A 25,760-nucleotide genomic window follows, 5' to 3' on the forward strand; every position below is an offset into this window, starting at 1 on the left:
TAAAAGCAGTTCTGAAAAGAGCTGCTTTTTTTGTTTATAGTAATTTTAATTTAACAGATAGCTGGGTCTTAAGAGAAGCGTTTGTGTTTGAGTAGCTGAATTTAGTAAGCACCAGTATTAACATACCTCCTAACATCGGCGATATTTTCATCAATAATTGCCTTAAGCTCAGCCAAAGTGACATTGTCTGAATATTTAAAGCTATAAACCTTTGTCCGAGTCCCTTTGATTTCCCAGTTCTTTTGTAGAAAATTGATTTCCAGCAATAATACTCCCATTCTAGATGTATTAGGAAAAAGCTCCATATAAAAGTTAGAATTGATTTTAAGCACGTCGCCGGCTGGCATCTTTAAATTACTGAACATGGCTTCAACATATCCTGGAGTAGTTGTGATATAAGTATCTTCTATGGCAGATTTGGCCATAACAATGTAACCCGTTTTTCCTGCTTTAAGTTCTTGAGACAATGATTTGCCTTGTTGCTCATTGTATAATATAAGTGCATCTAGCAGCTCACTCTTTATCTTAGTAAAAATTTGGCTTGAATACAATACCTCTGGTATCACTTCTACATTGCTTTTGGCTGTTACTTTTCCATCTTCGCTTGCAGCTGTAATCACAGCATTTCCAGGCGATAAGGCGCTTACTAAACCTGCGGACGTAACCTGAGCAACTGAAGGATTTGATGAAGTCCATTTAACCGTAGCGCCCTGAGCAGCCAAAGGAAGAATTGAAGGTGTTATTTTTTCTTGTTCATTTACCGTCAATTTGATTTGTGTCTTGTCTAAGTTTATGATTAAAATTGCATCGGGTACTACAGTCAGCCTATATTCAGCATAAATATCACTATTTTTAATTTTTGCAGTTATGGTTGCACTTCCAAGGGCGCGTGCATACACAGTTCCACTTTCTACATATAAAATATTATTATTACTGGATGACCATTCATACTCGGGTTTAGCAGCATTACCCGGTAAATGAGATGGTTTTAACTGTAATGTCTTCCCAAGAGCTATATTTGATTCGCTATTTTCAATTTTTATAGAAGAAACAGATGGTGGTAAAGATTCGGTTTTATCGTTCTTTTTGCAGCTGATGCACATAAGAACCATTAAGAAAAGTAGCGTTATCCTCATGAAAGTATTTCTAATTTTATATGTCTTAAATTTCTTATCTAAATGTTGAATATTCTTTAGATAAGATTCCATGCATTTGTTTTTTTGCAAATTCTATCTAAATAAACGGCGAATCTTCGGGTTAAAACTACCAATAATTTATATTGGATTCCAAACTATTCTTAAACCTCATTAAACAGCCTTGCAAATTTATTCCTATACTCAATCGGTGTAAGGCCTGTAAGTTTTTTAAAGGTATCTCTAAATGATTTGGTATCCGTATAACCTACATCAAACATAATTTCTGTAACATTCTTTCTTGATGCTTCAAAGAAAGTTTTGGCAGCCTCTATTCTTACTCGCTGTATGTATTCTAATGGCGTGTTATTGGTAGCTTCTTTAAATCTTCTTTCGAAAGTTCTGCGACCCGAGTTAATTAATTGGGCTAAAATTTCTATGGATATTTTATCGCTATAGTTTTGTTCGATGTAATCCTGCACTTTCTGGATATCCTCATCACCATGATTTCTTTGGCCTTTGAATATGGCAAATTGAGATTGACTATCTCTTCCAATATCCAATGCAAAGTATTTTGAAACCATGACTGCAGTTTCTCTATCTGCAAATTTTTCGACCAGATATAAAATCAAATTCCACAAACTGCTTGCCCCACCACTGCTGTAGATATTATCGTGTTCTGTGATGATGGCACCATCTTCTACGCCCACATCCGGATATCTTTCTTTAAATTCATTGATATACGCCCAATGCGTAGAACATTTTTTGCCATTGAGTAAACCTGTTTCAGCTAAAAGAAAAGCACCTATACACAAACTGGCCAAGCTTGCTCCTTTATGATGTAACTTTTTAAAATAAGGGATGGCTTCAGCATTGGCTTTAATGCCTTTGGAAGTATCTCCAAAGGTGGGAGGTATAATCAACAGGTCTGTTTCAGTTACATCTTTCAGTAAACGATTGGTTTTAATCATGTATTCGCCATTATTGGCAGGTACATACTCGTTTAGCCCTACATACTCAACGTTGAAAATAGGTTTTTTCCCAAATGTGGTTAAAAATTCATTGGCAGTTTGAAAGGTTCTAAAAGGTGGGGTTACGGCTTCAATGACCCCATACTCAGGCACAAAAACAGAAATCTGCATATCAGTAAGTATTATGGCAGTACAAGGTAAAAATTATTTTGTCACAATTCACCCCTTAATTGTCGTTTTCGCAACAGTTACATTTTTAATCAGCAATGTACTTTTGAATTGTAAATCAATCTAAAAAGAATGACACAGTTAACAAGAATTACGGTAGAAGCAATAGTAAATGCTCCTGTATCAAAAGTATGGCAGGCTTGGAATACACCAAGCGATATTATGAAATGGAACACCGCTGATCCTAATTGGCATACCCCAAGCAGTGAAAACGATTTAAGAGTTGGCGGTAAGTTTAAAAATAGAATGGAAGCTAAAGACGGTAGCTTTGGTTTTGACTTTGAAGGAATTTACGATAGCGTAATACCGCATCAGGAAATTACTTATACCATGGGTGATGGCAGACAAGCAACCACTTTGTTTACAGAACAAGATGGTAAAACCCGTATAGCAACCACTTTTGATCCTGAAACGCAAAATGATCCTGAATTTCAAAAAGCGGGATGGCAAGCCATTCTAAACAATTTTGTAAAATATGTTGAATCAAAATAATTATGAAAACGAATAAGATTATCTTTTGGCTGGCAACAATCATCATTGTACTTTGGGAAGGTGTAATGCCATTGAGTACGTTACTGTTTAAACCGGAATATGCAACGGCGGGCACTAAACCCTTAGGTTATCCAGATTACTTTGCTTACGCGCTGATCATTTGTAAAGCACTTGGCGCATTAGCCATTGTGTATCCTAAAACACCAGGTAAGTTAAAAGAGTGGGCATATGCAGGATTTACGTTTAATCTGATCTTCGCGTTTATCAGTCATGTATGTGTAGATAAAAATATCGGGTATATGCTTATGCCACTTGTAGTACTGGCTATACTAATGGTTTCTTATATCTATAATCGTAAACTTAAAACTCAATAAATATGAAAAATAATTCAGTTTCCCTTCACAGGGTTATTAAAGCGAGCCCTGAAAAAGTATTTAGGGCATTTGCAGATCCTTTAGCGCACTCTACTTGGTTACCACCTTACGGTTTTATATGCACCGTACAACAAATGGATTTTAAAGAAACTGGCCAATTTAAAATGACTTTTATAAATTTCAGTACAGGCAACAGTCATTCTTTTGGCGGAACATATCTTGAAATTAAGCCAGATGAATTCATTAAATATACCGATACTTTTGACGACCCTAATTTACCTGGACAAATGACCACCACAATATGGCTTAATAAAGTAATGTGTGGTACCGAACTCAAAGTGCTACAGGAAGGCATTCCCGAAGTTATACCTACTGAAATGTGTTATTTAGGCTGGCAGGAATCACTGGAGAAATTGATAAAACTGGTAGAACCTGAAATTCCGGATGCTTAAAACTTTTACCATGACTGCACCTAACTGTAATTCATTTGTGAGTGCTGTTTTCCTTACTTTTTCTGGAAACTGTAAGGAAGCACTCACATTTTACCAAACTTGCTTTGGTGGTACTTTGCGTTTTGAAACCTTAGAAAAAGAATTACAAGGTTATGGAGCTATGCCTGTGCTAAGCGGATCGCTCGTTTCTGATCACATCATTATCCATGGTTCTGATTTAGTACATAATGAGGGGAGGATACTAGGAAACCATATGGCGATTTTTATTCGATGTACCAGTATTGAGGCTAGGGGATCACTCATCAAAAAACTGGAATTAAATAAAGAAACTTTTTTTACCGAAAAAGATGACGAAAAGTTAGTTGAAATTACCGATGTTTTTGATGTAAGGTGGATATTGTATGTATAACAATAGGCTAAAACTATAGATCAAGTCACGATTTTAAATGTTTGACCCCATATATAATTCAATTTTTAAAGCAGTCTAAAGAAGAACTGCTTTTTTTTGTTGGCTCTCTGGCTGGTCATTATTTAGAAATTTAATTAGTTCTGCGTCTTTAATAGCGAGGTCTGTTCGGCATTGTTAAGAGAATTTTATGCTGCATTGCTTATTCATCTTGTGCAACATTTCTTTAAATGTGGTGTCATATGGCAAATTTTCATTCAGAAAGATTACTCATATTTAAAATTATTATGAAAAAACTAAGCATCTTATTCTTCTCTTTCTTAACACTCCATTTTTCGGTCATTGCTCAGACTAAAAAAATCAATGTTTACCTGTTGGGTACTTTTCACTTCAATCAGGTTGATACTTTAACTTACGATGTGAATGATGAAAAACATCAAGAAAGTATCAAAAAGCTTGCTAAAATGGTAACAGGTTTAAAGCCAGATAAAGTTTTTATAGAAAGAATGCCAGAATGGGAGTATAAAAACAAAATGGATAGCTCATATCAGGAGTATAAAAATGGGAAGCTAAGAAAAATGAGGAATGAAATTTGGCAGGTTGGCGCTCGCGTTGCCGCCGAGCTTAACCATCCACATATTTATCAATGTGATCATCCAGGCATGTACGGTATTTATTATCAAAAATTGGTTAATTATGTAAAAGCTCATAACGAAGAGGACAAACTGACTAAAAAAAACGGTTTGGGAATGACCATACCTTTAACTACGCTCATGAAAAGTGATTCCATACGTAAAACCGTCGACTTATTGGAATACCTCCGTTGGCTTAACTCAGCAGCTGTACAACAAAGCTCTCATGCGCATTACATTAATGTATATCCTCAAATTGGCAATACAAATGTTTTCAATAGTGAATCTGACTATTTTCTTGGAGCCGATTTAACTGTAGATTGGTACCGTAGAAATATATTGATCTATTCAAAAATACTTGCTCAGTTGGATTATAAGGAAAATGCTATATTTCTCATTATTGGAAATGATCATATTCCTATTATTAAACAGCTTTTTAAAGACAATCCTTATTTCAATGTTGTAGAAACCGAGAAATGGCTTGGCCAAACTAAAATAAAGACAAAGTTTTAATGTATCGCAGTAAATAAACCTGATGCTATAGTTGATTTCTTAACAAGATACATCGGCTTTTAAAGCAGTTCTTTTTGAGCTGCTTTTCTTATATCAGTGTAGAAAAATTGGATATTTACAAAACAAGACTTAAGATAGACGTATTGAAATCGTTCTATGATCAGTTAGCCCCTTTAATAAAACAAAGCAACAATGGACAGGCTATAGCAAGGTTTATTGGGAAAAGTGAAGAAAATGGCTCAGGTCAAATAGCTAAAGATTTTAGTGGTGAGGATCCAAATGGTAAGGTTATCAAATTGTCAGATTACCGAGGCAAATATGTTTTACTTGATTTTTGGGGAAGTTGGTGCTTGCCTTGCCGGGAAAGTGTCCCACATCTTAAAGAACTCTTTAAAAAATATCATTCGAAAGGTTTTGAAGTGGTAGCAATTGCGGTAGATGATAAAATTGCAAACTGGAAAAAAGCGATAAAAATTGATGGAACAGAATTATGGAGTAACATTATGGATATGCCAAGTATGAATAAAGGGGAAGTAAATACGAAAGCAATCCATTACCAATATGATGTGCATCTTTTCCCAACCAAGTTATTAATAGATAAAAACGGTATTATATTAGCGAGATACAATGGTGCTGACCCTGCTAAAGATTTAGATAAGAAATTAGCTGAATTGTTTGGAAAGTGAGCAGGATTTATGACTTTTAGAATAATTATAATTAATAATAATTTTATACCTTGCTGAGCAACAAACCAAGGACTATGATTGCTTAAACTTGGGCAGATTAGGATACATTAATGAATACCAATCCAACTATTGCAATAAACTTAGAAACAAAAAAGCATTTTGAGATACTCGATGGGCTGAGAGGTCTTGCTGCCATTGCGGTGGTCATCTTTCATTTTATGGAATGGGTTTATGCTGATCTTAGCCAAAATTTTATTGCACATGGTTTTTTAGCGGTAGATTTTTTCTTCTGTCTTTCGGGCTTTGTAATTAGTTATGCTTATGATGACCGCATTGGAAAAATGGGTGTTCTGGAGTTTTTTAAATCAAGGCTCATCAGATTACACCCTTTGGTTATAGCGGGATCAGTATTGGGTTTGCTGACATTTTTGTTTGATCCTTTTGGCGGGCATCCTGAATTGTACAGTGCAGGTAAGATCATATTGGTGTTTTTATGTTCTATGCTATTAATTCCTCTACCTGTAATAGCCGATCGTGGATTTAACTTATTTAGTTTTAATGCTCCATCTTGGTCGTTGTTTTGGGAATATGTTGCCAATATTGTTTATGCTTTTGTGCTTTGCAAGCTCAAACGTAAATATTTATTACTGCTAACCATTATTTCGGCGGTGGTTATTTGTTTCGTTTGTTACCGTTCGGGTAATTTATTAGGCGGGTGGAGTGGTCCAACTTTCTGGGATGGGGCTGCCCGGATCTCTTATTCTTTTTTAGCAGGATTACTGATTTACCGTTCGCAATGGATTATTAAGAATAAACTGGGATTTATTGGCTTAGCTGTTTTATTATCTCTGGCATTTATCATGCCCTATTCAAAATGGAATATTGTATCTGAACCTTTGGTAGTTTTGTTTTACTTCCCTCTGCTGATTGCCTTGGGTGCAGGAACTACCTTAGCTCCCGGTTTAAAAAAGCTTTGTGTTTTTTCAGGAAAGATTTCTTATCCGTTGTACATGACACATTATGCCGTGTTATGGATGTTTGGAAATTATTATACCAATCATAAGCCGGATACGACACAACTAACTTTGATTGTTATAAGTGGATTGTGCTTATTGCTTGGGGCAGCCTATCTGGTTATGGTATTTTATGATATTCCGATAAGGAAATATTTAAATGCTCGACGAAATAAAAATTAGCCAAATAAGATTTCCTTTAATAACAACAAACAATATCGGCGATTTTCTTCTTCTCACATCTTTCTGGAGACATCTTAAAAGGTTACTGTAATTGATGTAACAAACTAAAAAGCAAACGGTCTTAATTCAAATCAAAATTACCAACTAAGTTATGGCAGGTAATTAATTTAGTATATTTTTCTATTATTTAAAATTTTATGCGCTATTCATTACCCATTTTTCTTTACCTTTTTTGTGCTGCTTTTTTTGCTAATGCACAAAAAAAAGACACTGTTTTTATATCAGAGAAAGATATAAATACCAAAATTTTACGAGAAGGTACGCACCGATATCTTGTATATTTTAAAATGAATAAGGATTCTGTACGAACACAAACTCAATTTTGGACTAGAATAATAAAGAAGAGCGATTACAATGGAATACCTGCAATTGAAATTAATCAGGAGTGGGAGGACAAAGACAGTATTATGCATATTGTAAAATCTTTCTCGGATGCCAGAACAATGAAACCTCTATACCATAAAACCTGGTGGAAAGTGCCAGCTTCTAGAACAGCTACTACTAAAGCTGTAAATGTTACGGTTGTTGATTTTTTAAATAAAACGGTTGAATACAATGGCCGTAAAGTAAGTGATGCAGATACAGTAAAACAAGCAAAAGCAATATGGGAAGCTTATAAATCATCGCTTGATAAGTATTTTCTGAATTGGCATTTAGATTTAGAGACTTTTCCGTTATTGCCCTATAAAAACGGAGTAACTTTTGTTATTCCATTTTATGATCCTGGTACAGCTTCTAAACTCCAAAAAGTTGCATATACAGTTACAGGTACCGCTCAACTTACTGGTTACGACGACCAAAAAATTGACTGTTGGTTACTCACACATGAAAGTAAAGGAAACAAGGAGGTTTTCTGGATAAGCAAAAAAACAAATGAGGTATTAAAGTTAGAGCAGGAAGTAAATGGAAAACTTTACAGGTATAAAATAAAGTTAGGTTTTAGTAGTTAATGATCGCTTCATTTATCTAGATAATATTAGGCCTCCAGCTTTAAATGGAGGCTTAAACTAAATTTTATAGAATCAGAGTTCATAACTTATTTCTTCATTTCCATAATTTACGCCAACTCTTAGAGCTTTAAGACCACTTATTCCCTGAAGTTCTTCGAGCTCAAGCATTTCTACATCTGCCGTTAACAATTTTTGTTCCTGTAAATAACTGATATAAGTTAAATACTCATTCGCTTCAAAAGTATTGTGATAGATCAGAGCTATTTTTCCGGGTTGTGTTAACCTTTCATCCTTATCTCTGATCTTAACCTTATCTATGCGTTTTTTGATTACTTCATAACGGATATTGTAACTTCCTTCTACATCAAAGCGTCGCTCGTCATTTCTAAAACTGATATCTATAGGATTGGAGTGTATAAAAATGAGTTGCGTGGTTAATAACGGCTTTGCCATTTTATCTACCAAACGGTTGGTAAGGCGTGCAATTTCAACCATAGACTGCAATTGCCAAAGTCGCATGTTTTTGAGAAAGAGCATATCAAATGGAATATCAGGAGCAATTTCCTGTCCGATATAAATATCATATTCTACACCATCGGTTCTAAATTTTGCAAAATAAAACGGAAATGTTTTCTGTAATTCTTCCTGTGCACGTTCTAGATATTCGCCTACAGATGAATTGATAAACTGCATGGATGTTTCTAAAGTTCTCCGGTTTTCATAGGCAACTCCCGTAGCAGGGTTAATGCTTGCAAAATAATCATCCACTATTTCTTTTGCCGCAGGATGATTTTTCTCTACATGTTTTAATACTGGATATACTTCAAATTCTAAAAATTCATTTAATGCATCTTCATCACTTGAGCTAATAAAATCGCTTGTTTGTGCTATCCAGTTTTTGCAGTTGTACAGAATTTTATCGATCAGGTCGAGTTTTATAGTTTTTTTCAGGGCTGTAAGTGAAGAGCTCAGCTTTTCCAGCTGCATTTTCAGATCTTCTTTTAAGGCTAGGTTTCGTTCTACAGTAGAGTTTCTAATATCAATAGCGCCAAATAAAGGATACAGGTCTTTAAATGTAACTGTTTCAATATCCTGAGCATTTTTATTGCCTTTGTTTTTCCTGATAAACTCCCATACCTGCTGGTTAAATTTCCATTGTACAGAAGGTTGCAAAGCAGTAAATTTATCTTTAAGCACTTCATCCATTTTGGCATTGAATTCTTCTATACGGTATTGAAAAAGCTGACCTAAAAGCGGCATGGCAGAATGCAAACGCGAGAGCAGCATATCATCTATTAAAACCTCATGTTTGGAGTATATTTCTAATATACCAACCAGTTGTGCGTTATAGAATGCAGGTAAAATAGAATAAGATTTAATGCCGCTTTTCCGGATGGCATCCATAAATGGTGTTTTCTTTACCTGCTCATCAGTTATCTTATTAAAAAACAGTGGTTGCGGATTATTTTTATATAATTCTAACTGCTGATAAAAAACACTGTCATCAATACCAAATTGTTTTCCCGCATTAATGAGAATACTCGAATCATCGTCGTCATCAAGAATAGGCTTATCATTTACCGTAATTAATGGCAATAAGCCAAATTCTAATTGGGCATTTCCACCTAAAGTTCTCAGTGTTTGTATAATATGCTTGTAAGCCTCGGTTTGGTAATTGTGGTTAACCAAAGCTTCTCTGATGCCATCTATTGCATGTTGTAAAGTAACATCGGTAACTGAAATTACTGTAAAGCCATCAAACTTAAAATCGCTTAGAGGTAGAGTGGTATGCAAAAGTTCTAAACCACGTTCATCATCTACAAATCCAGAAAACTGTTCGAAATTGAGTGATGGTAATTCATTTTTCTTGTAGGTAATATCTACAAACTGGGTATCAACATTAACATTATAATACTGGGTCAATCCTGTTTGCGGATTATCATAGGCGAAACACATTTCATTGTTGGTAAGTGCCGAATAATTGTAATACCGTTTCAGGATAACATTGTAAATGAACTTTAACTGATTTTTTTCTTTTTGTTTTACATATTCTTCGTCAACCTTGTCTTTTTCCTCTACATTTTTCTGGATAAAATTATAAAGTAAATCGGTGCTGAAGAAAATCTGATCTGGAACGGGTGTGCTTAATGCCCAGTACAATTCCTTTTCATTGGCCATTAATGGCGTTAAAATGGTAAAAATAAGCTCGAGTGTTTCTTTATGTTCAGACAGATTTTCTACTATCAGGTTTTTGGCTAATGCGCCTTCTTTTTCTATTCTTTCGAGCAGAAACCTGTAAAACTCTTTTTTAATAGTTTCTTCGGTTTTTAATCTTCTTTTCAGATAGGCCACCAAGGGTCTGAAAGACAGGCTCCATTCTATCTGACGGCCAATACATTCATTTTTATTGATTTTTATAACGTTGGTGTTCATTGCTTTAAAATCTGAAATTCATTGAAAACTGAGGATACCATCCTTCTTTTGAGTAAGCCGCAATTGCTCTTAACAAGGTTAGCTGAGCAGGGGAGAAGTACAAACCGCCACCAACGCCATGGTGCCATTGGTTAGAAGAATCATTTTTTGCCCATACACGTCCTACGTCATACAATCCTATAATTCCTACCTGTCCCGGCAATACATAGCTTACAAAATCGCCCAGTCTTATCCTGAGTTCTAAATTATTATAGAAACTATATTCGCCTGCAAATCTATATTGTCTGTAACCTAAAAGTGTACCTTCTCCACCTAAGTACGCATACTGATAAAAGGCTGGTTTACCTACGGTTATGGCTCCGCCAAATCTGTTGGCTAAAACCAAATTGGCACGTCCGTCTAAATTTTTATACAAGGCAATAGAGCCCGTAAACTGTCCAAATGATCTTGCAGCACTATTGATGCCTTTGTAACCTGTTAGCTTAAAATCTATATAGCTTCCTAAAGTTGGCAACAATTCGTTGTCGCGGGTATTGTTAATGAAATTAACTATTGCTCCTGCATACAGTTTGTTGCGCTCTATTACAAAACGATCTGAAGAATTTAGTTCATCTACATTATTGATAAATTTATCTTGGTTATCTTTCTGATCAAAAGAATAGTACTGAAAACTTGGCCCGACGCTAAAAGTAGATTTTGGCCTGCGCCAGCGCATGGTGGTTTCTAACTGAATGAGATTTGTTCTGGTACGGTAATACCTTATGCGATGATTAAAAGAAGTTTCGTTACCCACACCAAAAAAATTACGGGTATTATCTGGTGCCTGTACATGGGCGTGCACTACCACATCGGCTTCACCTAAAGCCTTTAACCAGTCGCCAGTGTATTTAAATCTAATGGCAGAAGTAGCAAAAGCATAGAGGAAACTAAAAGATTGTGAGTTGCCGTAAGGTTGTTTTCTAAACCCCGGATTGGTAATTTTCATGAAAGCGCCCAGAGATATGCCATCATCAAGATTATAACCCACATTGGGATATAAAGATGTTCTGCTGTACAGATCTTTGCTCAGATAAGTTGCGTTTCCGGTATCGACAGATAGTTTAGGGCGAAGTCTATTTACTGCATCTCCTTCAAATACATTCTCATCTTTAAGCCCAAACAAACGCACTGACTGACGTGAAGCAGTTACACTATATACCTTTTTACCATGTCCGGAAATTATTTTCAAAGCGATGGGCGATGTTTTATTGTTGATATATACGCTGTCATTTCCGTCTCTCATGTATAAGCGGATCTGCTTGGTAATTTCAGGATCGAAAACGCGGCTGAAAGTTACGTCTTTTATATTTCCTGATTTATTAATCTTATAGAGTTCTACTTTTAAATGACCATTTTCTAAGCCATTGATCTCGGCCTTTTCGTTTTTATGGCTTGCCTGTATATCAACAATGCGGTTAAAAAAACGATAATACTGGCTCATTACTTTTGGCAGACTGGCTTTGCGCTGTTTAAGTTCGGCCAGAAACTGATCGTGCCTTAATTCATAACTTTCTTTAGGTAATCTTTTCAGCGCTTCTTCAAAAATCTCATCGGTAAAAAGATCACAGAATACTTTTACCTCCTGGTTCCATTGTTCTTCGGTAAATTGTGATAACCAAGTACTATTGATGGCTCTTCCTTCCCACAAAAACCAATTTCCGTCTTTCAAATCTCGTTCTATTCCCTGCATCATAGGTAATAAATCTGATTTTTGGGCATATTGCTGTATTTTACCATCAGACCTGAAAAATACCTGGTCACGATCTCTTGGTACGGGCAGATATTTTAACCCTTTCTTAGTTGTATCGGCTTTCCATCTCCATTGATCTTCGTGTCTGTCCCAATCGCCAAGCAGTACATCTAAAGCTTTTGCTCTGAGGTACATTTTCGCATCATAAGTGTTGTCATTATCTTTAGCCAGTTTTTTAAACATTTTGGCGGTATTATCTGAAGGGCCTAAAGGATTTCTTTCTTCCAGTAAACAGATTGTATTTTCAAACAGCGGAGCGTAATCTCCTAAATTTTTATCGGGAGAAACCAGACCTATGATGGGATTGCTGTGGGGTACGCCTGCGGCTTTGGCTAAAACCGGTACGATTAAAGCAGAAAACGGATGCTGGGATGCCATGTTATCACGTATTACATCTTTTGCAAAAGTGTTTCGTAAACCTTGGGGCAACAATACTTCAGGGTATTTTTCTACGCTGCGCAATACATATTCTTTACCATTTTTATCTGCCAATCTAAGTGAACGGGATTGATTGCCACCACCCAGTTGAGTAGGTTTTAATCCACCCATAATTTCAGAAATACGAATTACGGGCAGCTTTGTAGCGGTAGCATAATCTTTCCGGTAATTATCACCAAACAAATACCTGTGAAATTTGCTTACCGTATCAAATGATGGTTTTACTTTTACCATCATACTATCTGCGGTGATTACTTTTGCTACTTTAAGCGGCGTGTTTTCCATTTGCTGGTAAGCTTGTGTATAGCTGAAAACTTTTGTAACGCCTGAAGTTCCATACGTATAATACTCATAACGCATATCGTTGTTTATCAGCTGATCGGCTACCACAAAACCATTTTCGAAACTATGGAACAGTGAATTTTTGCCTAGTTTGTTAGGACTGTGTTTTGCACCTGCACCACTTACAATCTGTAACTGTTTACTTTTGATCAATTGTAAACCGTGTTCATGACCGGCAGCATAAACTACATTGGGCAGATCACCAAAAACACTGTTTACTTTTTCAATCATTTCCTTATACAAAGGGTGTTTCATATCCTCAGGATTAAGAAAAGTTGTTCTTAAAAAAGGATAAAGAGAGCCAATGATGGGTAAAGGAATATATAAATTACTACTTAAAGCAGTAAGGGGGAAAATATGGTTTTTTAAAGTAAAGTAACCACCGTGTGAACCATAGCTTTGAAACGGATGATGAGAAGCCAGAATAATCATTTTATCCTTGTTTTGCGCAAGTAGCTCTCTCATGCGCATAATAACCTGCTCTTTGGTATCACATTCACAATCCGGATTGGATTTATCATAAGGGAAAAGCCACCATTCGCTGTCATAGGCAATAATGGTCAGTTTATCCGTAAGGTTAATGGCTACCGGGTTTGGACAGCCGTTATCGGGAATAAGTTTTAACAAAGGATCATTAAAAGAAGCCAGAAATTGGCCTTGAGCCTGTATTTTTGCCAGGCCATTTGGGCCTGATTTATCCCAATCATGATTACCCGGAACAAAGTAAACAGCAGCACCATTGACCCGCATAGGTTCAAACTGTGATTTTAAGATTTGCTCTGTTTCTTTAATATTATTGCTTCCGGGTAAGGTCATCCCGGTCGGGTAGATGTTATCTCCTAAAAAAAGTGTAGTTGTTTTTCCCTTAATTACATGGCTTGCCGCACTTTTTAAAGATTCCTCCTGCCCAGTGTTCATTTCTCCGGCATCGCCGATTAATATTACCCTGTATTTTACGTCCTGCTGTGCAAAACCATAAAAACCGGTTAAGATGATGAAAACAATCAGCGTAAAATTTTTAAGCATAAGCTATTATTTTTTAATTCCTTTATAATCAAATCTCAAAATATTGCCGTACTGAGTGTCGCTTCCTTCGTTAGAAATAAAAAGGTTACCCTGTTTATCAAAAGCGATACCTTCTGGTTGATTAAATGTATTTGAACTTAAATGATAAGCTGCTTTAATTTTCCAATCGGGATCTGTTACCACCAGTGCCTTATTAATGGCCGATACGATATACCACTCTTTGGTTAGGGGATGCTGGCTCATAGCAGAAGGATGAAAAGTGCCTTTTTTTCGCCCCGTTAATTTTTCAAGCGAACTGGCATCTACATTAAAAGTTTTAGCCAATACAAAACGACCATCGTTTTGCATGTTTAAAATAAAACCGCTGGTATTTTTGCTGCCCTTATCCTGTTTACAGTCTTTACATAAAATATAAATTTGTCCTGTGGTGGGGTTGGCATATAAACTTTCATATTCGCCTTTAGGTAAAACCGATTTGGTTTCTACCACATTTGCAGCTTCGGCTTTTGGAATTTCGGTAATAGGAAAGGCATACAGATCTCCATTACTTTTAAGTACAATAATCTTGTTTTTAGCAATGGCAATGTCTTCATAATCGCCTTTTTTTGCAAATCGGGTTATCGTATGTTTCTTAGAGCCCAGAGTGAGCACAAAAACTTTACCTTCTTCATCTTGTTCGGCATAAACCGTATTGCTGTTTCCGTTTAAAAAGGCGATGCCTGATATTTCCTCTAACACATCGGGCATATTATATTTTTGTGGTGTATTTAGATTATAGCCTGGGGGGCTAATATTTTTCTTTGCTTTTTCCTGTGCGCAAGAAAGTAGGGTTGAAGCGCAGCCAAAGAAAAGTAAAAACAAAAATTTCTGGTATTTTTTCATAGTGTAATACTCTGTCATTGTGGTTTGTTTTTTAAATACTGATAAATAGCATATTGCGACTGAACTAAATCGCCTTCTTCTTTAACAGGTATATTATTCATTTCATCATCTATATAAACAGCCTGCATGTTGTCCCGTAATTGTATTGATAGCAATTTTTTAAGCTCTGCCTTTATTGCTTCATTATAAATAGGAAAACAAACCTCAATGCGTCTGTAAATATTTCTGCTCATCCAATCGGCCGAGCCCAGGAACATTTCTTCATTTCCGTTATTGTGGAACAAGAATATTCTGCCATGCTCTAAATAACGATCAACAATTCTTCTTATACTAATGTTTTTGGTAGGCACCAGTCTGCAAATACCTCTTATAATCAATTGTATGTTTACACCTGCTTTGGCCGCTTCATAGAGCTTGTTGATCATGACTTCTTCTTCCAGATTGTTCAGCTTAATAGTTAGGGATGCTGGCTGACCTGAGCGGGCAAATTCAATTTCACGTTGTATAAGTCCCAAAAATCTGAACTGTAGATTAAACTGAGCAACCAGCAAGTGGTTAAACGTAATTAAATTGGGATCAGAGGGTTTTTCACGTCTGGCTAAAAACAGGAACAATAATTCGAGTTCACGCAGCATATCTTTATGTGTCGTCATTAAAATATGATCGGTATAGAAATTGGCTGTGGTCTCATTAAAGTTTCCGGTAGCAAACAAGCCTGTATTTTGTGTTCTTATGCCTTGCTTTCTTTTTACCAAAGCAACTTTTGCATGAACTTTTAAAGCCGTAACACTATAAATAATCTCTACACCTGCAGCCTTCATCTTTTTTGCCCATTTGATGTTGTTGGCTTCATCAAAACGGGCCTTTAATTCTACCAAAACCGTAACCTTTTTTCCATTTTTAGCTGCGGTAATCAAGGCATTTACAATTTTAGAGTTATTGGCAACGCGATATAAAGTTGTATAAATTTCTGTGGTAAGTTCGTCTGTAGCTGCTTCGTTAAAAAAACGTAATATGCTATCGTATGATTGGTACGGAGGGTTAATGAGCAGATCTTTTTCTGTAATCTGTTCATGTAAGGTGATTTCTTTTTTAAAGCCCGGATAAGCTATTTTAGGCCATTTTTCGTTGCTAAGATTCGCATCCTTAATCGGGAAATCTCCTAAATCTTTTAAATTATGGTATCTGCCACCTTGTACTACATTGGCGTGCTTTAAATTTAACTGCTGTATCAAAAAAAACAATGCCGATTGCGGAATACCGGGTTCATGTAAAAACCTCGTAGCAAGACCTAAATCACGTTTCTGGATTTGTTTTTCTATCAGGTCTGCTATATCAATGTTATATTCATCTTCCAGTTCCATTTCGGCGTTACGGGTAATTTTGAAACTATAACAACCCTTAACCTGCTTATTTTTAAATAATAGAGCGAGGTTTTTCCGGATGATATCATCTATGATAAACACATATCTTTCTCCATCATAACTGGTTTCATAAAAGCGTGATAGCTCATTTGAGGGAATATTAATAACATAACTGGTACTCTTTTCTTTGCTTTCTGCATTTACCAAAAAGTAGAGCTGGTTATTGTTCGGAAAAAAGTATGTATCAGTATTAGATATTTCAACCGGTTGGATAAACGCTAAAATATTGCTTAAAAAATAATTGCTCAGTTCATTATCCAGTGTTTTGGGTATAGGTTGGTTGTAGATAAAATGGATATGATGAGATTTTAACTGCGGCAATACAATATTTTTTAAGATTGTACCAAACATTTCCTGTTGTTGGTAAATGGTTTCAGTAGCCCGTTTAAGTAAATTATCTTGCTGCTGTATAGTGTTATTGTCCTTTTTGCTCAGTTTTTTCAGCGCCTGTAACACCGGCATTCGAACCCGATAAAATTCATCCAGATTAGAAGAATAGATAGACAGGAATTTGATTTTCTCTAAAAGGGGTGTAGCACTCCTTTCTGCTTCCTGTAAAACCCTTTCGTTAAATGAAAGCCAGCTCAGGTCCCTGTCAAACATGTTTGGTGCACTATGTGGCATATGATTAGAAAAGTTTATCATACATCGCAGAAAAAACGATATAAGCCAATACAGAGGTAATTAAACCAAACATGAATATATTGTAAGCGATCCTGATAAGCTTATACTTTCTGCCCAATACCACACCCTGCGAATACACGTCTTTGATTAAAGTTCCATACAGAAAATCTTTATCAGCCATTACTTTTTGCATGCCATTGTGATACTCTTCTAAAGGCATGTTATAAAAATTGCCAAAGAAAACCAGGTTTACCCGTTTTTGATTAATGTCTTCTTCAGTAAAAATACCTTTTGGTATGCTTGGTCTAGTAGCCAGAATAGAAAATATGATACAGGATAGGCTTACCAACAATAAGATAATAGTTGGTCCAACTAAGTAGGGATTATCTTCTAAACGGCGCAACAAAAGACTCACAATTAAGGATATGATAATTGAGTTAACTGTAATAAGAAGTTGTGCTTTATTATCGGCCATATCGCTTAGACGCTGGTTATTTGCCGAAGTAATGCGGAACATGGTTTCTATGCCTTTACTTGGCTGTTCATTTTTATCTTCTTTAACGTGCTTGTCTGATTTTGCTTTTTTCAATGTTGTAGGGGTTTGGTTTTCCGGCTCTGTTTCTTGCGAGGCGTTGTCATTTAATTTCTTCTTAAGTTTTTCAATGTTTTTTGCCTTTTTTTCATCAAGCAATAATCTGCAATAATCGGTATGATAAGTATGCTTTTCTAAAAATTCGATATCTCTGATCCGCCAGTTTTTCTTGCTGATATCTTTATGACATAATTGTTCTACCTCTTTGTGCAATAATTTTGATCTTTCGTTAAAATCATCACTTCCCAAATGGAATAAATCGGCATCACATAAGATCTGTTCGTTTAAATTAACCGGGTTTTGTGGTAATTTTGTAGATAAAATAGCATTTTTAACTGCCGTTATTGTTTTATCATCTATATGCAGGCCTTCTAAAAAGTTAGCAGCATGTTCAGCACCTTTTTCTTCGTGCGATAAAGTTTCTATAAAATATCCCGTATCATGAAACCAGGCACTGGTATAAACAATAAAAAAATCATTATCTTTTAACTGATAGTGATTGGCTATTTGTACAGCGGCCTGAACCACTCTTTTGGTATGTGCTAAATTATGGTAAACAAGGCTGGCGTTATGATGGTTGTTAAAATAATTGACCACATAATTTTCTACCTCTTGCTGTAATTGATGGTAGTTCATGATTTACAAATTTGTTTGAAAAATATTAAACCAGAGTGAAGTTTACAACAAATTACATCTGGTTAACGTTTTTTAAAATTGTTCTGCTTACAATAGGTTACTAAGTTACCACAAAATATTCTTCAAGCCATAAATAATAACGTATAAACCAAATCAGAATCTATGCCGATGATAGGTCTGTTTGTATTCTTAATTTTCTATATTCGTTCAAATAAAAAACCAAACCTTACTTAAATATAAAAGATGAAAATACTTTTAAATGTAATTCTGGCTTTTAGCTTTGTCTTATTTCAAGAGATTGATATTAAGGAATTGAAAAAAGATCCTGTCTTAATAGAATGTAGAAAAGCGCAAAAGGAATTGATAGATGGTATGATCACTAAAAAATACCAATTGCCTAAAAACATTTCACGTGAGCAAATTAGAAATAATCGTAGTAAGGCATCGTTGATTAAGTTGTACAAAGATGCGGGTATGAAAAACGCAGAAGAATACTTTAATCTCCAAGAGAAATCCACTACGTTAATGATTTCTTTTTTGAAAAAGCACCCGGAACTTAAAAAACTGGATCCGGCGAAGAGAAAAGAAACACTGAAAGCTTTATTTAAAGGTTGATATAAAGGGTAAGAAAAAGATTTTAACCTAAAATACGGCCTTTAGTTATCTGCTAAAGGCCTTATTTTTTAGATTTCAGGCACCTTACTAAAAACTTTCGGATAAGAGATTTTTCGGTTTTTCTCTATAAACAGCACGGTGATGATGCCAGCTGTATAAGATAGCATATCTATCCATGAAAAGTAATTGCCGATCATTACACGCAAGATTTTAAATTCAGATAAACCTAAAACTTTAACAATATTAAAGTATTGCAAGATTTCTATGCTATAAGCAAATAGAAGTACGCCAATTGCAGTTTCTTTTACAGGAATATCTAAAAAACTCTTTATCCAGTAATAAATCAATATAACTACCAGTACATCTCCAGCATAAGGCCTGATTATTGTATCTCTGACAAAAAGAGCGATACCTATTTCTATAAACAATAAAATGATAGCTGCTGCAAAATTTTTTCGGTTGAATGTAAACATATCAGGTATAACAAGAATTAATAAATAATTATGCCTGTATCTCAGCAGCAGACTTTCTTTCCCAGTTTAGCCTGGTAGAAAGATACATCATTGTTGCGATGATAATAAATAAGCCCACGCTACCAAAAAGCAGTGAAAAATCCTGTAACTGGATAATTACAAATATAAATGCATAAAAAACAGATAGAATAATACCAAATAACAATGCAGGTTTCTTACTTTTTAAAAGCCCCAGTAAGAAGAATATAATCAGTATAATGGTAGCCACAGAAGCAATAAGGTAAGCCATATTAAATCCAAACTGTTCACTAAATGAAAGCAAGAGTGCATAATAAATAATCATGGCCGCACCAATTAAAGCATAATGTAAAAGATGTATCTTTTTTTTGTTGAGCAGTTCGGTAAAAAACAGAGAAAGAAAAGTTAATAAAATGATAAGAATAGCATATTTGGCCGATCTCATGGTTTTTTGGTACTGATCTACCGGTAAAATAAATCTTACGCCAAAAGTGGTGTCATTATTGGCAGAAACGTAAGGCTTGTTGTTTTCTGAAGAGGTTAAAACCTCTTTTTCTACCCATTGCTGAGGAAACGATCTGTTAAAATGAGGTATTTTCCATACCGCTTTAAAACCATCTTTTGTAATATTACGCTCTTCGGGCAGGTAGCGGCCTGTAAAACTTGGATCTGCCCAGTTGCCTTCCATTTTAAGTGTAGTGGTTTTGCCTAAATGAAAGAAATTAAGTTCACTGCTGCCTCTAAGATCCATATTGAAACTAAATGGGATAGCGGTATTCTGATCGGTGCTTAAATCTATAAGAGTAACCAGGTTGTTCTGAAATAATTTTGCCTGTGTAAATTCAGGTTCAATTTCATAAGGTTTACCATCCAGAAGTATGCTTGGATTATTTTTCAGTCCTTTCAGATCACTTAAGCCAATTACTACTCTGGCTTTGTTCCAAAGAACCAGTTTAGGGTCTATACCCGATTTTTTAAGCTCTAAGGCGCTGAATTTACCATTTACATGGATGTTTGAATTATATACTACGGTCTCAAAAATTCCACGATGTAAGGTTTCTGGATTTACCTTGCTGTTGATATTCAGCTCTTCGGGCAGGATATAGATGTTTTGACTTTCTTCTTTATAGATAATTGCACCCTTTTCATTTTTCTCGGCAACGGTTTTAAGGTAGGGGAGAACCAGAACTGGCCCTTCCAGTAATTGTTCACCAGACCATTTATCAGAAATTTCGGTGGTTACTTCATTCTGTCTTTGCTGTCGTTCGCGAATTAAATCCTGCAATAATACCGAAGGAATTAAGAGTACGAGCGTGAGCACGCCAATGAAGCAAAGTTTGATCAACATTGATTCCCTGAACCAATTAACTGTTTTTGTAATGTTTTCTTGTAACATGTTATTTTAATTAAAAAGTACTTTGATTTTCAAAGTAAATGGGTAAAAAAAATTAATTATTGTTTTTTTGTTGTTGAATTAAGCTTGTTAGGGCTTCAAGATGTTTTCTAAAAGCCTCTTTACCTTTTGCCGATGCAGCATATTGTGTATTGGGTTTACGGCCTATAAAACTTTTGGTCACAACGATGTATTCTTCTTTTTCTAATGCCTTTAAATGTGATGCCAAGTTTCCATCGGTAGCATTTAAAAGGTCTTTTAAAGCATTAAAATCATAATACTCATTGGCAGCTAATACGCTCATGATCTGTAATCGTAAGCGATTTTCAAAAGCTTTATCAAACTGTTCTAAGATTTTCACTTGTTGTATTTAAAATGCATTACAGAGCCATATATAATGTGCAAAACACCAAAACCTATGGTCCAGAAAATTAAACCGTAACCGGGGAATAAAGCTGATAGGAGACCTAAAGCAATTTCACAGAAACCTAACCATTTTACATCAGAAAAAGTATAATTGCTGCCCGATATGAGTGCAAGTCCGTAAAACAAAAGACATGCAGGGGCGATAGTGCCATAATCACCACGATACAGTAAGATCAGGATAAAAAACCCGCCGGTAAACAATGGAATTGAAAGACTGGTTAATAAACGTTTGCTTACCGGGTTCCAGGCGCTTTCACCTTTTTTACGGGCCTGTCTAATGGTTAACCAAATGCCTGTTGTTAAAGAAAGAATTAATACAACAAGGGCAACCATAAATAATTGGAAAAATATCAGGGGATCATTTACATAATAGCTTCTGTATTCGAGGCCACTATGCGTTGCATAAACAATCTTATAACTGATAAAGGCTCCGATAAGTGCGTAAATACCAGCCATAATTCCGGATAATCCGCTTAATGAAATAAATTTAGAAGAACGTTCCATTAAGTTTCTGATGGAACTCAGTTCCGCATAAATATCTTTTTCCTGCATATTAAAAAGAACTTTGTATTGCAAAGTAAATTCTTTTATTTTAAATAATCAAGAAAATTTGATTGATTTTTAGATGTTTACTCTAAATGCTAAGTATTAGCTGTAATAAGGTAACGATTTGATAACTGTAAAAATCAAATACATTTCAGTAAAAACTTAAAGTCTGTAACGCGGTTAAGTTTTAAATTTGCAATTTAAATTGACAATATATTGAAGAAAAAATACAGCATAAAAGAGTTTCTTGAATATACCAATATTAGCGGTTATAAGAATAATCATATCCATTTGGTAGAATATGAAAAGCAAAAGGATATGAGAAGAAAATCGGCGCCTATTGAGCTTGACTTCTATCTTTTGGCAATTAAACTGAAATTTGATAAGGACAAAGATTTTGGTCAGACCATGTTTGACCATGCTGATGCTTTTGTGTACCTGGACCAGCCGGGAGATTTTCTGCAGTGGGACATAGAGCATCAGATTTCAGGATACCATATCCTCATAGATGCGGGCTTGTTTCAAAAAATAGCTAAAGAATATAGTTTTACCTATTATAGTAATCACGAGGCGCTATTTATAACTAAAGAAGAAGAAAAAACCATTACCGACCTTTTTCAAAAGGCATTGAAAGAGTTTAATGGTAACGAGAACTTTTCTAAGGATATTGTGATTTCGTATGCCTCTCTTATCCTGTCTTACATCCAAAAATTTTACAGCCGGCAATTCGACACCCGAGAGGAATTGTACAATGCCACTGTAGCGGATTTTTACAAGAACCTTGAAGCTTATTATGATAATGAAGAGAATACCAGAAAAATGCCTTCTGTTTCTTACTTTTCTGACATGGCTAATTTATCTTCTAATTACTTTGGCGACCTAATAAAACATTATACAGGTCGTTCGCCACAAGAGCATATCCATCAACTAGTCATACAGATCGCAAAGAACAGACTTCGGACGAGTTCCTTAACAATCAGTGAAATCGCTTTTAATCTGGGATTTGAATATCCATCCTATTTCGCTACCTTTTTTAAAAAGGAAACAGGTATTTCACCCACTGTTTTTAGAAATCAGTAAATAATTAAAGACTTCCCGTAATTACTTTAAGGATCAGACTTTAAGGTCAGAATATCTTTGTACCGTACAAATTATAAAAGTTATAAGACCATGAAAGCAATAAAATTCAAACACAAAAACTGGGAAGTAGCAGGTATCCTTCAATTCCCAAAAGATTTTGATGAAACTAAAAAATATCCGGCGATCGTTTGTGCTCATCCAATCAGCAGCTGCAAAAATCAGACTTCGGGAAATATTTATGGTAAAGCATTGGCAGAAGCAGGATTTGTAACTTTGGCTTTTGATGCTTCCCATCAGGGAGAAAGCGGAGGTGAACCAAGGTTTTTGGAAGATCCTGCTACCCGTGTTGAGGATTTCCGTTGTGCAGCTGATTACCTTACAACTTTGTCTTATATTGATAGAGAAAAGATTGGTGTTTTGGGTGTATGTGGTGGTGGTGGTTATGCCATCAATGCCGCTATGACCGAGAGAAGGTTTAAAGCGGTTGCTACTGTTGTAGGGGCTAATTATGGCAGGATATTTAGGGAAGGCGATTATACATCGGGTTCGGCCATCAAAACACTGGAAGCCATCGCTGCGCAACGTACGTTAGAGGCGAATGGAGACGAACCATTTTTAACCACCTATATACCTGTTGATGAGGATGCGTTGAAAAAAACCGGGATAACTGATATAGACGTTATAGAGGCTGTAGATTATTATACTACCCCACGTGGCCAGCATCCTTGTTCACCAAATAAATTATTGTTTTCGGGATTGGCGCCTGCTGTTGGCTTTGATGCATTCCATCTTGCTGAATACTTACTCACTCAGCCATTGCATATCGTTATTGGTGACAAGGTTGGTGCATTTGGTTCGCACAGAGATGGTTATGAGTTGTTCAATAAAGCAGCTTCTACCAAGAAATCACTGCAGATAGTAGCGGGTGCAAGCCACTACGATTTGTATGACAAACCTGAGGCTACAGGTAAAGCATTGGAGCAAATTATTCCGTTCTTTAAAGAACATCTTGCATAATTATTTAGAGGGTAAAAAAGGAAGCAAATTTGCTTCCTTTTTTAATTATAGATAACAGCATTAATATTAATATGCGCCATTAATCTTCTTAAAAGGTCTTTTTTACCTTAGGGTCGGTTACAATAATATAATCGCCTAAAGCTGTGTATTTTTCCCAATTTGGATTTTCGAAATCATCAGCAGCAAAAGAAGAGATATTTAAAGCCTTGATTTTAGGGTTAATCTTGATCAGTTGCGCATAAGTGCCTAACTTTTCATCACTGTGAAAACGCCCGTTTACCTGAAAGATCTTAAAGTTTTTATGCCCTTTATAGAAATTATTGATAGACCAGGCCATAGTAGCATCCCAAAAATTCTGTGTCTGGTAAACTTTCATGCTGCCCATACCGTGCCCGCCCAAAGTTTCCATAAATTTATCATAATATCTGCCGGTAGCGGTATCAACAGGTAGTTTAGGTAAAAATGATTTAGATGCAGCAGGTAATTTTTCCAACACGCTTAATCCCTCTCTGGTAACGGCATTACTGTATCTTGCAGCCGCATTGCCACCAATTACAATCAAATTTTGTTGTTTGGCTAATTCTACCATAATTCTGTAATCTTTGTAATTATTCCATGCTCTTGCTTCTTTGATGAAGTTTTTCTCTGAAATTATATTTTGAAGATATTCGTTAATAACGGGTTGCACATCTGTATGGAACATTTCCATGGTAAGCGCTGTTTTACCAGGATAAGCTTTTGCAAGACCCTTAAATATTTCTGCTTCTAAATAATGCCCTATAGAATCGTTGTGTTCCTCGCCAAAGAACAAGACATTGGCCTGTTGCATATCTCGTATAATATCATCTAACGTAACAAGGCTTTTCTTTTTTACATCAAAGATTTTATAGTGTTTTTTAATATCCTGGGCTTTCAGATATAGGGGAACGAGAAAGCTGAGTATAAGTAGTATTCTTTTCATGTTTATGGATAAAAATTTTAAAATTCCAAAATAACAAATTATTTTACCGATGTTTTAAGGCAACTTGCCGATACTAACTATCAGCTAAACGTAGTGTTGTTGTTAAGCGTAAATATAGCCAATACCTTTGGATCAACAATTAACACTACAAAAATGGAACAATTTAAAAATAAAGACATGATCAATCGTTCAGGAAAAGTCTGGGCAGGCTTATTCATCGTTACTATAGGAGCTCTTTTATTACTTAAAAATTTAGGATTGAATTTACCCGACTGGCTTTTTAGCTGGAGTACCTTTTTAATAGGCTTAGGTTTGTTTATTGGTTTCAAGCGTAACTTTGAAGGCTTGGGCTGGTTTATACTGATTGCTATAGGTAGTTATTTTACCTTAGAAGAGGCTCTACATAGTTTTAATATTAGCGAACTTGGTTTACCGATCTTATTATTAGTTATAGGGATATTTCTCATCGTTAAACCTAAACGCACGGGTGTAAACAGGTGGGAGAGAAGACGCGATAGAATGAGAAATCGCTTTGACCGTTCTTTTCCCTACAACGAAGGCGAGACCTTTACTGAAAGTGACGAAAGGGCTAAAAATACCGGAAATTCAAGTGACTATCTCGATTCGGTAAATATTTTTGGCGGTAGCCAACAAACGGTGTATAGCAAAAATTTTAAAGGTGGACAGGTTATAGCCATATTTGGAGGCTGTGATGTGAACATTACCCAAGCTGACTTTGAAGGTGAGATTGTTATTGATGTAACCGCAATTTTTGGTGGAGCTAAGCTCATTGTACCTCAGGGATGGGAAGTTAAATCGGAAGTTACGGCCATATTAGGTGGTATGGATGATAAGAGAGCAATCGTTCCTTTAAATCCTGAACAGAAAAAGATATTAATTTTAAGAGGTGTAGCAATGTTTGGTGGGATAGAAATTAAAAACTTCTAAAAAG

General features: G+C 35.6%; 24 protein-coding genes. 12 read left to right on the forward strand and 12 right to left on the reverse strand.

All coding sequences use genetic code 11. From position 1 onward, the window contains the following. Nucleotides 1-101: 101 nt before the first annotated feature. Nucleotides 102-1,208 (reverse strand): Ig domain-containing protein, encoded by a 1,107-nt coding sequence (locus ACLHG9_RS08700; protein WP_410221109.1) that lies wholly within the window; start codon nt 1,206-1,208, stop codon nt 102-104. 89 nt (nt 1,209-1,297) lie between these two features. Further along, entirely contained in the window at nt 1,298-2,275 is a 978-nt protein-coding gene (locus ACLHG9_RS08705; RefSeq protein WP_410221110.1) for a GlxA family transcriptional regulator, read from the reverse strand. Between the two features lie 129 nt (nt 2,276-2,404). Between ACLHG9_RS08705 and ACLHG9_RS08710 the strand changes: the two genes are divergently transcribed. From ACLHG9_RS08710 to ACLHG9_RS08745, 8 genes are all read left to right on the forward strand, one after another. Beyond that, nucleotides 2,405-2,824: an SRPBCC family protein gene (locus ACLHG9_RS08710; protein ID WP_410221111.1), complete on the forward strand. Its 420-nt coding sequence runs from the start codon at nt 2,405-2,407 to the stop codon at nt 2,822-2,824. Nucleotides 2,825-2,826: 2 nt separating this feature from the next. After that, a complete protein-coding gene (locus tag ACLHG9_RS08715) occupies nt 2,827-3,198 on the forward strand; it encodes a DoxX family protein (protein WP_410221112.1) in 372 nt (123 codons plus the stop codon). Nucleotides 3,199-3,200: 2 nt separating this feature from the next. Further along, nucleotides 3,201-3,650, forward strand: a complete 450-nt coding sequence (locus ACLHG9_RS08720) for an SRPBCC family protein (protein ID WP_410221113.1) — start codon at nt 3,201-3,203, stop codon at nt 3,648-3,650. Continuing rightward, nucleotides 3,643-4,059: a glyoxalase gene (locus ACLHG9_RS08725; RefSeq protein ID WP_410221114.1), complete on the forward strand. Its 417-nt coding sequence runs from the start codon at nt 3,643-3,645 to the stop codon at nt 4,057-4,059. Before ACLHG9_RS08720 ends, ACLHG9_RS08725 begins: the two co-directional genes overlap by 8 nt. Nucleotides 4,060-4,343: 284 nt before the next feature. Further along, nucleotides 4,344-5,201 carry a DUF5694 domain-containing protein gene (locus tag ACLHG9_RS08730; RefSeq protein WP_410221115.1) on the forward strand — a complete coding sequence of 286 codons (858 nt, stop codon included), beginning with the start codon at nt 4,344-4,346 and terminating at the stop codon, nt 5,199-5,201. 107 nt (nt 5,202-5,308) lie between these two features. After that, the gene (locus ACLHG9_RS08735) at nt 5,309-5,887 is read left to right on the forward strand and encodes a TlpA family protein disulfide reductase (RefSeq protein ID WP_410221116.1); all 579 of its coding nucleotides are present in this window, start codon (nt 5,309-5,311) and stop codon (nt 5,885-5,887) included. A 110-nt stretch (nt 5,888-5,997) separates the two neighbouring features. Beyond that, nucleotides 5,998-7,083 (forward strand): acyltransferase family protein, encoded by a 1,086-nt coding sequence (locus ACLHG9_RS08740; protein ID WP_410221117.1) that lies wholly within the window; start codon nt 5,998-6,000, stop codon nt 7,081-7,083. 347 nt (nt 7,084-7,430) lie between these two features. Continuing rightward, nucleotides 7,431-8,093 carry a hypothetical protein gene (locus ACLHG9_RS08745; protein ID WP_410221118.1) on the forward strand — a complete coding sequence of 221 codons (663 nt, stop codon included), beginning with the start codon at nt 7,431-7,433 and terminating at the stop codon, nt 8,091-8,093. Between the two features lie 72 nt (nt 8,094-8,165). Here ACLHG9_RS08745 and ACLHG9_RS08750 read toward each other — a convergent pair whose 3' ends face one another. From ACLHG9_RS08750 to ACLHG9_RS08770, 5 genes are read right to left on the reverse strand one after another with little or no spacing between them, the layout of a single operon-like run. Further along, the gene (locus ACLHG9_RS08750) at nt 8,166-10,526 is read right to left on the reverse strand and encodes a GAF domain-containing protein (RefSeq protein ID WP_410221119.1); all 2,361 of its coding nucleotides are present in this window, start codon (nt 10,524-10,526) and stop codon (nt 8,166-8,168) included. A gap of 4 nt (nt 10,527-10,530) precedes the next feature. After that, complete coding sequence (locus ACLHG9_RS08755) at nt 10,531-14,121, reverse strand: BamA/TamA family outer membrane protein (RefSeq protein WP_410221120.1); 3,591 nt, start codon at nt 14,119-14,121, stop codon at nt 10,531-10,533. A 6-nt stretch (nt 14,122-14,127) separates the two neighbouring features. Then, the gene (locus tag ACLHG9_RS08760; protein WP_410221121.1) at nt 14,128-15,021 is read right to left on the reverse strand and encodes an SdiA-regulated domain-containing protein; all 894 of its coding nucleotides are present in this window, start codon (nt 15,019-15,021) and stop codon (nt 14,128-14,130) included. Continuing rightward, on the reverse strand, nt 15,018-17,051 hold the full coding sequence (gene ppk1, locus ACLHG9_RS08765) for a polyphosphate kinase 1 (protein ID WP_410221122.1): 2,034 nt from the start codon (nt 17,049-17,051) through the stop codon (nt 15,018-15,020). The genes ACLHG9_RS08760 and ppk1 overlap by 4 nt, the downstream gene beginning before the upstream one ends. A 4-nt stretch (nt 17,052-17,055) precedes the next feature. Continuing rightward, nucleotides 17,056-18,279 carry a Pycsar system effector family protein gene (locus tag ACLHG9_RS08770; protein WP_410221123.1) on the reverse strand — a complete coding sequence of 408 codons (1,224 nt, stop codon included), beginning with the start codon at nt 18,277-18,279 and terminating at the stop codon, nt 17,056-17,058. Between the two features lie 243 nt (nt 18,280-18,522). On the opposite strand from ACLHG9_RS08770, the gene ACLHG9_RS08775 reads away from it, so the two are divergent. Continuing rightward, nucleotides 18,523-18,894, forward strand: a complete 372-nt coding sequence (locus tag ACLHG9_RS08775) for a hypothetical protein (RefSeq protein WP_410221124.1) — start codon at nt 18,523-18,525, stop codon at nt 18,892-18,894. 68 nt (nt 18,895-18,962) lie between these two features. On the opposite strand, the gene ACLHG9_RS08780 is transcribed toward ACLHG9_RS08775, so the two are convergent. The 4 genes from ACLHG9_RS08780 to ACLHG9_RS08795 are packed head-to-tail and all read right to left on the reverse strand — an operon-like array spanning nt 18,963 to nt 21,756. Next, nucleotides 18,963-19,367: a DUF2809 domain-containing protein gene (locus ACLHG9_RS08780; protein ID WP_410221125.1), complete on the reverse strand. Its 405-nt coding sequence runs from the start codon at nt 19,365-19,367 to the stop codon at nt 18,963-18,965. Between the two features lie 28 nt (nt 19,368-19,395). Then, on the reverse strand, nt 19,396-20,781 hold the full coding sequence (gene creD / locus ACLHG9_RS08785) for a cell envelope integrity protein CreD (protein ID WP_410221126.1): 1,386 nt from the start codon (nt 20,779-20,781) through the stop codon (nt 19,396-19,398). A gap of 52 nt (nt 20,782-20,833) precedes the next feature. Next, entirely contained in the window at nt 20,834-21,133 is a 300-nt protein-coding gene (locus ACLHG9_RS08790; RefSeq protein ID WP_410221700.1) for a winged helix-turn-helix domain-containing protein, read from the reverse strand. 2 nt (nt 21,134-21,135) lie between these two features. Further along, the gene (locus ACLHG9_RS08795; protein ID WP_410221701.1) at nt 21,136-21,756 is read right to left on the reverse strand and encodes a hypothetical protein; all 621 of its coding nucleotides are present in this window, start codon (nt 21,754-21,756) and stop codon (nt 21,136-21,138) included. A gap of 210 nt (nt 21,757-21,966) precedes the next feature. Between ACLHG9_RS08795 and ACLHG9_RS08800 the strand changes: the two genes are divergently transcribed. After that, nucleotides 21,967-22,830 (forward strand): helix-turn-helix domain-containing protein, encoded by an 864-nt coding sequence (locus tag ACLHG9_RS08800; protein ID WP_410221127.1) that lies wholly within the window; start codon nt 21,967-21,969, stop codon nt 22,828-22,830. 90 nt (nt 22,831-22,920) lie between these two features. Beyond that, a complete protein-coding gene (locus ACLHG9_RS08805; protein ID WP_410221128.1) occupies nt 22,921-23,847 on the forward strand; it encodes an alpha/beta hydrolase in 927 nt (308 codons plus the stop codon). Nucleotides 23,848-23,935: 88 nt separating this feature from the next. On the opposite strand, the gene ACLHG9_RS08810 is transcribed toward ACLHG9_RS08805, so the two are convergent. Continuing rightward, nucleotides 23,936-24,808: a ChaN family lipoprotein gene (locus ACLHG9_RS08810; RefSeq protein WP_410221129.1), complete on the reverse strand. Its 873-nt coding sequence runs from the start codon at nt 24,806-24,808 to the stop codon at nt 23,936-23,938. Nucleotides 24,809-24,961: 153 nt separating this feature from the next. Between ACLHG9_RS08810 and ACLHG9_RS08815 the strand changes: the two genes are divergently transcribed. Further along, a complete protein-coding gene (locus ACLHG9_RS08815; RefSeq protein ID WP_410221130.1) occupies nt 24,962-25,756 on the forward strand; it encodes a LiaF transmembrane domain-containing protein in 795 nt (264 codons plus the stop codon). Nucleotides 25,757-25,760 lie beyond the last annotated feature (4 nt).

The organism is Pedobacter sp. (genome assembly GCF_046462515.1).
Lineage (GTDB): Bacteria > Bacteroidota > Bacteroidia > Sphingobacteriales > Sphingobacteriaceae > Pedobacter.